Source organism: Flavobacterium sp. SM2513 (assembly GCF_050908145.1).
Lineage (GTDB): Bacteria > Bacteroidota > Bacteroidia > Flavobacteriales > Flavobacteriaceae > Flavobacterium.
Window position 1 is genome coordinate 460,978 of sequence record NZ_CP194228.1, and the last position, 12,305, is coordinate 473,282.

A 12,305-nucleotide genomic window follows, 5' to 3' on the forward strand; every position below is an offset into this window, starting at 1 on the left:
TTTATTTTTTACTCTACTATTCTGCGTTATCCAAAAAGTTCTTGATTTTGTCTAAATATCGATCAAAAAACGATTTCGAAATTTTACTTTGAGTCGATTCTGGCTCTTTCTGTTTTTTTGAATTTACAGGTGTTTCTTCTACCTCGTCTTCGTCTTTTTCCTCTGCAGCAATTTCTTTCTGCTTATAAACCGGTGTCGACTCGACAATTTCGGGTTGGTATTTAACAGCACTATTTGTTCCATTCTGAATACTATTCATAACTAGTCCAACTGCCGTAGCGTACATTGGACTTGAAATTTCTTCGTTAGAGTTTCCCGCCAAATGTTCATTGGGGTAGCCAATTCTGGTATCCATTCCCGTAACATATTCTACCAATTGCTTGATATGTTTCAATTCAGCACCACCACCAGTCAAAACTATTCCTGCAATTAATTTTTTTCTAGGATCTTCATGACCGTATGTTTTAATTTCAGCGAAAGCTTGATCAATAATTTCCAAAACTCTAGCGTGAATAATTTTGGATAGATTTTTAAGTGAAATTTCCTTTGGTTCGCGACCTCTCAATCCCGGAATAGAAACAATTTCATTATCTCTGTTTTCTCCCGGCCAAGCACTTCCAAATTTCACCTTCAGTAATTCCGCTTGTTTCTCAATAATTGAACATCCTTCTTTAATATCATCGGTAATTACATTTCCTCCAAAAGGAATAACTGCGGTATGTCTGATAATTCCATCTTTAAAAATGGCTAAATCAGTAGTTCCACCCCCAATATCAATTAAAGCAACACCTGCTTCTTTCTCTTCTTGACTTAAAACCGCATCGGCTGAAGCCAAAGGTTCTAAGGTTATTCCAGACAACTCGAGTCCAGCGCTTTGAATACAACGTCCGACATTTCTAATCGATGCCGCTTGTCCAACGACAACATGAAAACTAGACTCTAATCGACCACCATACATTCCTACTGGTTCTTTAATTTCAGATTGACCATCAATTTTAAATTCTTGCGGCAAAACGTGAATAATTTCTTCTCCAGGAAGCATTGCTAATTTATGTACTTGATTGATTAACAAATCAATATCTTTGTCTCCAATGACTTCTTGTGCATTATTTCGGCTGATGTAATCGCTGTGTTGCAAACTACGAATGTGTTGACCCGCAATTCCTACTACCACATCTTTAATTTTATAACCAGATTCATTTTCAGCTTCGGCAACAGCTTCTTGAATAGATTGTATAGTTTGGGTAATGTTATTTACCACTCCTCTAGCCACACCAAGGCTTTTGGCTTTTCCAATTCCTAAAATCTCTAGTTTCCCATACTCATTTTTCTTGCCTATCATTGCCACAATCTTTGTGGTTCCCAAATCTAATCCTACGGCAATTGTTTCTTTTTCCATATTCCTTCTATTTTGTACACACTACCTGCTGTGTGAACTTGAGATTTATTACTTTGTACTTATCGACTAATGTATCGTGAACGGCTTTCTGAAAAAAAGCTTTATAATTATCAAATTTTCGCTCTACTTCTACCGTTTTTCCAAATTCGATATCGTAATTATAATTTCTATTTGTCATTCGTAAGCTTCCGCTTGGCAAAATTTCGATTCCAGTGATGTTTTTTTTCAAAAAATCATCGTTATAAATCAGCCACAATAAATCGTACATTTCCTTTTCATTCTTGTCGGTAATTTCACCCAAAACAATTGGCAATCGCGCTGTTTGAATCTTTGACAAAGGCATTCTATTCCCTTTACTGTCAATGTAAAAAGACCCTTCCTCACTAAATACTCGGGCGATTGGCGTCCTTTGTGTAACCACTGCTTTTAGAACACCATTTATACTTACAAACACCTCTGACTTTTGTATCATATCGTGTTCATTGAGTGTGTTTTCCAATTTATTCAAAACTACTTTATCTTTTCCAATAGTTTTCAGGTCTCCCGCATTTTCTATTAACAATTTATTAACCGTTTCATAGCTCACAAAAAGTTCGGCATTATTGACAAACTCGACGATAATTTTGTTCGTTTTTCGTGCATTATTTCGTTTTGACGTAAATGAATACAAGAAAACTACCAACCCAATCATCAGCATCAATCGAACGTTTGTCCAAATATTTTTCCAGTTAAACTTTTTCATTCAAAACTTTCTTAATGTTCGGCACCATTGCACCAATATCTCCCGCACCAATTGTAACAAAAACAGTTGCGTTACTTTTTAGTATTTCAGTTGGTAAATCTGATTTTTCAACCACTTTTTTATCACTATTTGTCATTTTATTTAAGAGCCACTCGGATGTAATCCCTTCCATTGGCAGTTCTCGAGCGGGATAAATATCCAATAACAAAACCGAATCAAATGCCGATAAACTTTTAGCAAAATCATCTGCGAAATCTCTTGTTCGACTGAATAAATGCGGTTGAAAAATAGCCAATACTTTCTGTCCTGGATACAACTCAGAAACAGCTTGGTGTACCGCGTTTATTTCTGTTGGATGATGGGCATAATCGTCAATGTACACTAAATTTTCGGATTGTATTTGATACGAAAAACGTCGTCTAATTCCTTTGAACGAATTTAATGCTGCTTTAGAATTTTCATCCGAAACTCCGTATGTTTTCGCCATTGCAAATGCCATCAAAGCATTTGTCAAATTGTGTTGACCAGGCAAAGCAAATCGAACATCATTAATCAGTTCATTATCTGTTTTTATGTCAAAAATATAAGCGCTTTTTTCAATTCGAATATTTATTGCTTCAAAATCAGCTTTTTCATTTATTCCAACTGTTTTTCCTGATAAAGGAAGTTGCGTGGTGACAAATAAATTATTTTTGTCTTCAATTTTAGCAGCAAATTCTTCAAAAGAAGCTTCAATTGCAGCACTGTCTCCATAAATATCTAAATGGTCGGCATCCATGGAAGTTATACAAGCAATATTGGGATGCAAATGCAGAAAGGAACGATCAAATTCGTCCGCTTCAACAACCGTTACGGTTTTACCGTTTCCAATCAAATTCGAATTATAATTTTCTACAATTCCGCCTAAAAATGACGTAACATCTACGCCACTTTGGAATAAAATATGCGCCAAAATACTTGAAGTTGTCGTTTTTCCGTGTGTTCCTGCAACAGCAAAACAAAACGTATTTTTAGTGATAATTCCCAAAACTTCGGCTCGCTTCTTCACTTCAAAATTTCGCTCGATAAAATAATTCCATTGCGACTGTAATTTAGGAACAGCTGGAGTTATGACAACTAATGTGGTTTCCTTTGTAAATTCAGCTGGAATTAAATCTATTTTGTCTTCAAAATGAATCGAAATACCGCTTTGCATTAATTCATCTGTCAATTCAGTTGGCGTTTTATCATAACCCGCTACGTTTTTACCCAAAGTATGAAAATAACGCGCCAAAGCACTCATTCCGATACCTCCGATTCCTACGAAAAAAACGTTCTGGATTTGATTTAAATTCATTTCTATTAGTTCTTTATCAATTTTACAATTTCATCAACGATGTCTTTTGTTGCATTGGGTTTTGCTAATTGCAACATGTTTTTAGATAATTTTTTCTGCAACGCTTCGTCATTCAATAACGAATTTAGGGTTCCTGTAAATTGTGTATCTAATTCGCTTTCTTTAATTAACAATGCTCCTTCTTTTTCAACAATTGCATTCGCATTTTTCGTCTGATGGTCTTCGGCGACATTTGGCGACGGGATGAAAAGTGTTGGTTTTCCTACCAAACACAATTCAGAAACCGATGAAGCACCCGCTCTTGAAATTATTACATCTGCCGAAGCATAGGCCAAATCCATTCTGTCGATAAAAGGTAAAACTTGCACGTTCTCCTTTTCATTAAAATGCGAATATCCGTCAAAATACAACTTTCCGCATTGCCAAATCAGTTGCACATTCTGCGAACTAAAGTTCACCAATTCTATTGCAATTAATTGATTGATTCGTCGAGCACCTAAGCTTCCACCTAAAACCAAAACAGTTTTTTTAGAAGCATCTAATTTGAAAAACTCAAGACCTTCTTGTCGCTTTTGCTTAACATCTACTAAATCTTGACGAACAGGATTTCCGGTTAAAACAATTTTATTTTTTGGAAAAAACTTTTCTAAATTTTCATACGCTACACATATTTTACTTGCTTTCTTACTCAACCACTTATTTGTAATTCCTGGAAAAGAATTTTGCTCCTGCAAAACAGTTGGGATTCCCGCAATTCCAGCCACACGAAGTAATGGACCACTTGCAAAACCACCTGTTCCAATAACTACATCTGGTTTAAAATGTCGAATAATTGTTCGGGATTTCAACAAACTATCTAATAATTTAATTGGAAAAAGTGCATTATCAAAAGTCAACTTACGTTGAATTCCTGCAATCCACAATCCTTTTATTGGATAGCCGGATTGAGGCACTTTTTGCATTTCCATTTTATTACTAGCTCCTACAAATAAAATATCTGCATCAGGAAAGCGCGATTTTAATTCATTGGCAATCGCAATCGCAGGATAGATATGTCCTCCTGTTCCGCCACCACTTAATATGAATTTTAAATTTTGCATTTCCTTATTATCTTCTATTTATTTCGAACCGCATCCATTGGATTTCCAACTTCTTTAATTGCATAATTTTCGCCATCAACCATTGCAACATTCAAATCTGCTTCATCTTCTGCTAATTGTTTGTCAATTAATTTCTGCAAAGCTAACTCGCGTTGTTCTTTCTCTTGTAATTCTGATGCTATTTCTTCTTCTTTCTTCGTTACACTTAAAATGATTCCAATTGCAATGCACGTCATCCAAATAGAACTTCCTCCACTACTTATCAACGGCAACGTTTGTCCAGTTACTGGCAATAATTCAACGGCAACACCCATATTTATTAATGCTTGAAAAATAATTGGAAATCCCAACCCAACTACCAGTAATTTCCCAAAAATCGAATTCGATTTATGTGCTGCAACTATGAATCGAAAAAAAAGTAACATATATAAAGTCAACACTCCTAAACCACCTATTAGCCCGTACTCTTCAATAATTATCGCGTAAATAAAATCTGACGAGGATTGCGGTAAAAAATTTTTCTGAACACTTTTACCCGGTCCAACACCATAAATCCCGCCAGAGGCAATTGCAATTTTTGCTTTTTCAATTTGATAATCGTCTTCATCGGGCTTATCACTTGTGAAATTTTCTATTCGGCTCATCCAAGTATCCACACGGTTGGGGAACGCGCCTGGAAATGCTTTGACAACCAAAATGAAAAATGACAAGACAATAATTCCCATCAAAATAATCGTTCCGATATATTTTAGTGGATATTTGCCGATGAAAACGAGTAGGATTACCATTGAAAATATTAATGCCGCAGTCGAGAAATTCGCAGGTAGAATCAATGCGATAGTTATTCCAACTGGCGTCCATAATTCCCAAAACGAATTCTTAAACGTTAAAGGAGTTTCTCGAGATTTACTTAAGTATCTGGCTACAAAAATCATTAAAACTATTGATGCCACGGTAGAAGTTTGAAATGTAATTCCTACAAAAGGCACTTGAATCCATCGACTTGCATTTGCGCCATCAATCACTGTTCCTTTCAGCATTGTATATCCTAAAAGCAGCCACACAACAGGCAACAAAATTTTAGAAATCACACGGAAATAATGATACGGCATTTTATGCAATCGATAAATCATAAAAAATCCAACAATAATATGAACGGCGTGTTTTATTAAATAGCTCAACGTATTCCCCGTTCCGTTATTCATAAAAGCTAAATTACTACTTGCGCTAAAAACAGGCATAAACGAAAACAAGGCTAATAAGGCCACGAATGACCAAATCCCTTTATCTCCTTTTAAATTGCTAATTAGCATTTTCATAACTCTTTAATCTTATTTATTATAAATTCTGTACTGCTTGTTTGAATTGACGACCTCTGTCTTCGTAGTTTTCAAATAAATCAAAACTTGCACAAGCTGGAGAAAGTAAGACAGTGTCTCCTTTCTCTGCAATATGTTTTGCGGTTTTAACGGCATCTTCCATTGTTGAAACTTCTACCATCATATCAACGATAGAGCCAAAAGCATTAATTATTTTTTTATTATCAACTCCTAAACAAATAATGGCTTTTACCTTTTCATTTACCAATTCCATCAGTTCTGAATAGTCGTTACCTTTGTCGACACCACCTAAAATCCAAACTGTCGGACTCGTAACACTATCTAATGCAAAAAAAGTGGCATTTACATTCGTCGCTTTAGAATCATTGATGTACAATACATTTTCAATTTTCAAAACTTTTTCCAAACGATGTTCAACACCTTGAAAATTAGACAAGCTTTCACGAATCGTTTGCTTTCTAATTTTCATCAATTGTGCTACAGAAGCCGCTGCCATAGCGTTTTTCATATTGTGTTTTCCTTCTAAAGCCAAATGTGCTGTATCCATTGTAAATTCGTTATTGTCGATATTAATTTTCATTGTTTTATCCTGTATTGAAGCTCCATTCTCAATCACTTTGATTAGCGAAAACGGAACTTTTTGTGCTTTAATCGTATTATTACTCAACCAATTTGCAATAGCTTCATCATCGGCATCGTAAATGAAATAGTCATCTTCCGATTGATTCTGAGCTATTCTAAACTTAGAATTGATGTAATTTTCATATTTATAATCGTACCGGTCCAAATGATCCGGACTCAAATTTGTCAGTACTGCAATATGTGGGTTGAACGTAAAACTTCCGTCGAGCTGAAAACTGCTTAATTCTAAAACATAGGCTTCAAAATTATTTTCGGCTACTTGCCAAGCAAAACTTTTTCCGATATTTCCGCCTAAACCAACATTCAATCCGGCCGACTTTAGCAAATGATAAGTCAACATCGTTGTTGTCGTTTTACCATTACTTCCTGTAATTCCAATTAAAACTGCATCCGTTAGCGGAGCTGCAAATTCAATTTCAGAAATAACGGGGATATTTTTTGCCAAAAGCTTCTGTACAATAGGCGCTTTTTCTGGAATTCCTGGACTTTTCATTACCAAATCGGCATTCAAAATCAAATTTTCTGTATGTTGATTGTCTTCCCACTTTATGCCGTTAATTGAAAGAACTTCCTTATAATTTTCCTTGATACTTCCAAAATCAGAAACAAAAACATCGTACCCTTTTTTCTTCCCTAAAATTGCTGTTCCAACCCCACTTTCTCCGCCTCCTAAAATCACTAATCTTTTCATCTATCGGAGTTTTAGAGTTACTATTGATAAAATGGCGAGTAAAATTCCAACAATCCAAAATCGAGTTACAATCTTACTTTCGTGGTAGCCCTTTTTCTGATAATGGTGGTGCAAAGGCGACATTAAAAATATTCTTCGGCCTTCGCCAAATCGTTTCTTAGTATATTTAAAATAACTAACTTGCAATACGACTGATAAATTTTCGACTAAGAAAATTCCGCATAAAAGGGGAATTAGCATTTCTTTTCGAACAGCAATTGCTAAAACAGCAATGATTCCTCCGATGGTTAAACTTCCTGTATCTCCCATAAAAACAGCAGCTGGGTAGGAATTGTACCAAAGAAATCCGATTAAAGCACCTACAAAAGCGGCGATAAAAACCGTCATTTCTCCCGAATCAGGGATATACATAATATTCAGATAATTCGATAAAATGATATTTCCAGAAACGAATGCAAAAAGCCCTAAAGCGGCAACCGAAATCGCGGAAGTTCCTGCAGCTAAACCGTCAATTCCATCTGTTAAGTTGGCACCATTTGAAACTGCTGTAATTATAAAAATTACAATTGGAATAAAAATTAACCAAGCCCAATCACGGTAATTATCTCCCGTCCACGCCAATAAATCTGCATAATCAAATTCGTTGTTTTTAAAGAAAGGAATCGTTGTTACCGTTGATTTTTCTTCAAGGTCCGTTTGTGAAAGAACAGTATCATTTTGCTCAATTGAGTAAGCTGATATGTTTTTAGAATTCGCATCGTCACGGACCGTAACTCCCGGATTAAAATATAAAACCGAACCCACAATTAATCCCAATCCGACTTGACCAATGACTTTAAAACCGCCTTTTAAACCTTTTTTATCCTTTTTAAAAATCTTAATATAATCGTCTACAAAACCAATTGTCCCCATCCATAATGTGGTAACAATTAATAAAACAATATAAATATTATCCAATTTAGTCAACAAAACCACCGGAATCAAAGTAGCTAGAATGATAATCAGTCCACCCATTGTAGGCGTTCCCGCTTTTTCATTTTGTCCTGCTAATCCAAGCTCGCGAACGGTTTCCCCCACCTGTTGATTGCGCAAAAATTCGATAATACGTTTACCAAAAACAGTTGAAATCAACAGTGACAAAATTATTGCTAGAGCCGAACGAAACGTGATGTATTGAAAAACACCCGTTCCTGGAAGGTCGAAATTTTGGTCTAAATATTCAAATAAATAGTATAACATATATTTTTATTTTTGTAGCAATTGCAAAAACTCCTTCACTATTTTCATGTCGTCAAAATCGTGTCTAACACCCTTTATTTCTTGATAGGTTTCATGTCCTTTTCCTGCGATAAGAATAATATCTTTAGACGATGCCAGTTGGCAAGCGGTTTTAATCGCTTGTTTTCTATCAGAAATTGATATTGATTTTTTATAATTTTGAGCTTCCACTCCACTTTCCATTTCTTCAATAATCTTTTCAGGATTTTCGGTCCTCGGATTATCAGAAGTAAAAATCACTTTATCGCTTAATTGTGTTGCAATTTGTGCCATTATAGGACGCTTCGTCTTATCTCTATCACCACCACAACCTACAACGGTAATTAATTGTTCGTTTCTTGTACGAATGTCATTAATCGTTTTCAACACATTTTCCAAAGCATCTGGCGTATGTGCATAATCCACAATCGCAGTAATTTTTGTGTCGGAAACTATAAATTGAAACCTTCCCGAAACGCTTTTTAGTTCGGACATCAACCGTAAAACTTCAAGTGATTCTAGTCCAAGTTCAATTGCGGTTCCATAAATTGCTAATAAATTATAAGCGTTGAACGTTCCAATTAAACGAGTCCAAAGTTCATCGCCATTAATTTTCAACAACAATCCCGAAATTTGATTTTCCAGAATTAAGGCTTTATAATCGGCATGCGTTTTCAAAGCATATGTGCGTTTTCTAGCAGCGGTGTTTTGCAACATTACCGTTCCATTTTTATCATCAATATTGGTTAATGCAAATGCATTTTTTGGTAAGCCGTCAAAAAAAGCTTTTTTCACATCACGGTACTCGTTGAAACTACTATGGTAATCCAAATGATCGTGCGATAAATTCGTGAAAATTCCACCTTCAAAAGTCAATCCTTCCGTACGTTTCTGGTGAATTCCATGTGAACTCACTTCCATAAAACAAAATTCAACTCCCGCATTATTCATTTCCTTCAAAAAGAAATTGAGAGTCAAAGAATCTGGCGTTGTGTGAGTCGCTTTGTGTTCGATATCATCAACTAGGATTTTCACTGTTGAAAGCAAGCCCACTTTATAACCTGCATTTTTAAATAATTGGTATAATAATGAAGCAACGGTTGTTTTTCCGTTTGTTCCCGTAACACCAACTAATTTCAAGTTTTGAGAAGGATTTCCGTAGAAATTAGTTGCCATAAATGCCAATGCAGCATGTGTATTTTTAACTTCAATATAAGTGATTCCGGTAACAATAATTTCGGGTAAAGTTTCGCAAACAACTGCAATTGCACCTTGATTAATCGCTTTTTCAATAAAAGCATGTCCGTCAGAAAGTGTTCCTCGAATGGCGACAAAAACGTCGTCTTCACTTACTTTTCGTGAATCAAATTCAATTTTTCCCACAGATAAATCTGTCGTTCCATGAACACTTTCTATAGCAACTTTATATAATATTTCTTTTAAAACCATCATGATAATTCTAATGTTATGAGGGTGTTTTTGTCAATTTTATTTCCTGGCAACACACTTTGATTTTGAACTTTTCCAACACCAATAATTTTTACTCGTAAACCCAAATTTCCTAATAAAGCTACAGCATCCATTCCTGTCATTCCTTTTACATTAGGTATAACATTCTGTTTTTTCTGCATGGAAGTATAATACGATTCGTAGCTTGCTTCTTGTTTTGCGTCCTTTTTCTTTAAGTTCTTCACTTCATTTGTCGTAGGCGAATCTGTAAATATTTTTTGAGCAATACGTTTAAAAACCGGTCCTGCAACATCAGCTCCATAAATTCCTTTTTCTCTACTTGGCTTGTGGATAATAACAATGCACGAATACTTCGGTTTATCTGCTGGGAAATATCCGGCAAATGAAGAAGAATAATACATCCCGCTTTCGGCACCTTTTCCTTTACCATAATTCACTTGAGCAGTACCTGTTTTCCCTGCCATAGAGAAGTCTTTAGAATATAACTTTTTACCCGTTCCATTTTTTACGGTATTTTCTAAAACCGCTTTCACTTTTAAAATCGTTTCTGGAGAGCAAATTCTCGGATTAATAATTTCTTTTTCAAATTTCTTAATCGTTTTATTCCATTCTTTAACTTCTTTTACAAAAATGGGTTTGACCATTTCTCCGTCATTTGCAACAGCATTATATAGTGTCAACATTTGCATTGGTGTTACCGAAACGCCATAACCGTAGGCCATCCATGGCAGTGCGATTCCTGACCAACGAGGCCCGTTTACTTGTGGAATAACTGGAATTCCTTCTCCTTCAATCGGCAAACCCAGAGGTTTATTAAATCCGTAGCTGTTAATTCTATCTATAAACTGAGAAGGATTATCCTTGTAACTATTGTGAATCGCTTGTGCCATCACGGTATTTGAAGAAACTTCAAAACCTTTTGCCAAACTTATTTTTCCATAACCCCCTTTATGAGAATCACGCACTTTTCGGCGGTAGTATTCTACTTCGCCACCGTTTGTATCATAAATCGTACTTGTGTCGGCTTTTTTATCGTCTAAAAGAGCAATTAAGTCCAACAACTTAAAAGTGGAGCCAGGTTCTTGTGACTCTCCAATAGCATAATTTAATTTCTCATAATAATTGCCATTTGTTTCTCTTCCCAAATTTGCAATGGCTTTAATTTCTCCCGTAGCACATTCCATAACTACCACGCTTCCGTGATCAGCTTCGTAATATTCCAACTGTTTTAGCAATGCATGATGGGCAATATCTTGAATATAAACGTCAATGGTAGAAACAATATCGTAACCATCTTGAGGCTCCACTTCATTATTGTCACGCAACGGTTTCCATTGGCCTTTTGCAATACGTTGTTTTAAAATTTTCCCGTCTTTTCCGTTCAAATATTTCCCAAAAGCACCCTCAATTCCAGCAATTCGAGTTTTTCCGTTGTGATCCACTCGTTCATAACCAATAGTTCTTTCCGCAATTTTCCCAATGGGATGTTCGCGAACGGTTTCTTGTTCGACGATAATTCCTCCTTTATAAGCTCCGAGTTTGAAAAGTGGAAAACTTTTAATTCGGATATAATCTGTATAACTTAAATCACGAGCGATTAAATAATACCTATTTTTAAGCGTTCGAGCACGAGTTAAACTGGTACGGTATTCATTACTGGATTTTCCTAATAATCCAGAAAGTGAATCGGCTAAAGCATTGATATTTGAATTGAAATTAACATCTGTTGGCGCTAAAGCATCAAAACGGATTTTATAATTTGGAATTGATGTTGCTAACAAACTTCCATCTGAACTATAAATATTTCCTTTATTTGCGGGAATTACAAAATTTTTAACGGAACGTTCTTTGGCCAATTTTCGATAATAATCTCCCTCCACCCACTGTATATTAGTGAGCTTTACCACAATTGCAATCACGATGATCACCACCATCAATGCAAAGAGGTAAATTCGATAGGAAATACTTTTATCTTCTATTGCCATAATTTTTGAACGAAATTTTTCTCGATTACTGGAGCTTTTACTTTTATTTTTACAGGAGGAACCGATGAAGGCTTTATCCCTTTCTCAATCATTTTTTTCTCGATGGTCGATTCTAATTTCAATTCCATCAATTCTGAACGTCGGTCTACAAATTCCGACCTCAATTCTTTTACTTCACTTTCCAATGCTTTGATTCTGAAAATTTTTCGTTCATAGCGATTGGTATTTGCAATCATTATAATGGCTAAAAAAATTACGAAAATGATGAAGCCCCAATTCCGATTAGCATCTTCATCGACTAAAAATCGTGCTTTTAAAACATTATAAATTCCGCCTTTCATTT

General features: G+C 35.5%; 10 protein-coding genes. All 10 read right to left on the minus strand.

What is annotated here, in order from left to right; translation table 11 throughout:
- Window positions 1-16 precede the first annotated feature (16 nt).
- From ftsA to ACQ5J2_RS01875, 10 genes are read right to left on the minus strand one after another with little or no spacing between them, the layout of a single operon-like run.
- Entirely contained in the window at window positions 17-1,399 is a 1,383-nt protein-coding gene (gene ftsA / locus ACQ5J2_RS01830; protein WP_432671985.1) for a cell division protein FtsA, read from the minus strand.
- Window positions 1,400-1,406: 7 nt separating this feature from the next.
- Window positions 1,407-2,141: a cell division protein FtsQ/DivIB gene (locus ACQ5J2_RS01835; RefSeq protein ID WP_432671986.1), complete on the minus strand. Its 735-nt coding sequence runs from the start codon at window positions 2,139-2,141 to the stop codon at window positions 1,407-1,409.
- Window positions 2,128-3,477: a UDP-N-acetylmuramate--L-alanine ligase gene (gene murC, locus ACQ5J2_RS01840; protein ID WP_432671987.1), complete on the minus strand. Its 1,350-nt coding sequence runs from the start codon at window positions 3,475-3,477 to the stop codon at window positions 2,128-2,130. The genes ACQ5J2_RS01835 and murC overlap by 14 nt, the downstream gene beginning before the upstream one ends.
- 5 nt (window positions 3,478-3,482) lie before the next feature.
- Window positions 3,483-4,577, minus strand: a complete 1,095-nt coding sequence (gene murG / locus ACQ5J2_RS01845) for an undecaprenyldiphospho-muramoylpentapeptide beta-N-acetylglucosaminyltransferase (RefSeq protein WP_432671988.1) — start codon at window positions 4,575-4,577, stop codon at window positions 3,483-3,485.
- A gap of 14 nt (window positions 4,578-4,591) precedes the next feature.
- Entirely contained in the window at window positions 4,592-5,896 is a 1,305-nt protein-coding gene (locus tag ACQ5J2_RS01850) for an FtsW/RodA/SpoVE family cell cycle protein (protein WP_432671989.1), read from the minus strand.
- 19 nt (window positions 5,897-5,915) lie between these two features.
- A complete protein-coding gene (gene murD / locus ACQ5J2_RS01855) occupies window positions 5,916-7,250 on the minus strand; it encodes a UDP-N-acetylmuramoyl-L-alanine--D-glutamate ligase (protein WP_432671990.1) in 1,335 nt (444 codons plus the stop codon).
- Complete coding sequence (gene mraY, locus ACQ5J2_RS01860) at window positions 7,251-8,489, minus strand: phospho-N-acetylmuramoyl-pentapeptide-transferase (RefSeq protein WP_432671991.1); 1,239 nt, start codon at window positions 8,487-8,489, stop codon at window positions 7,251-7,253.
- 6 nt (window positions 8,490-8,495) lie between these two features.
- Window positions 8,496-9,959: a UDP-N-acetylmuramoyl-L-alanyl-D-glutamate--2,6-diaminopimelate ligase gene (locus ACQ5J2_RS01865; RefSeq protein WP_432671992.1), complete on the minus strand. Its 1,464-nt coding sequence runs from the start codon at window positions 9,957-9,959 to the stop codon at window positions 8,496-8,498.
- Complete coding sequence (locus tag ACQ5J2_RS01870) at window positions 9,956-11,962, minus strand: penicillin-binding protein (protein WP_432671993.1); 2,007 nt, start codon at window positions 11,960-11,962, stop codon at window positions 9,956-9,958. The genes ACQ5J2_RS01865 and ACQ5J2_RS01870 overlap by 4 nt, the downstream gene beginning before the upstream one ends.
- The gene (locus tag ACQ5J2_RS01875; RefSeq protein ID WP_432671994.1) at window positions 11,953-12,303 is read right to left on the minus strand and encodes an FtsL-like putative cell division protein; all 351 of its coding nucleotides are present in this window, start codon (window positions 12,301-12,303) and stop codon (window positions 11,953-11,955) included. The genes ACQ5J2_RS01870 and ACQ5J2_RS01875 overlap by 10 nt, the downstream gene beginning before the upstream one ends.
- Between the last annotated feature and the right edge of the window lie 2 nt (window positions 12,304-12,305).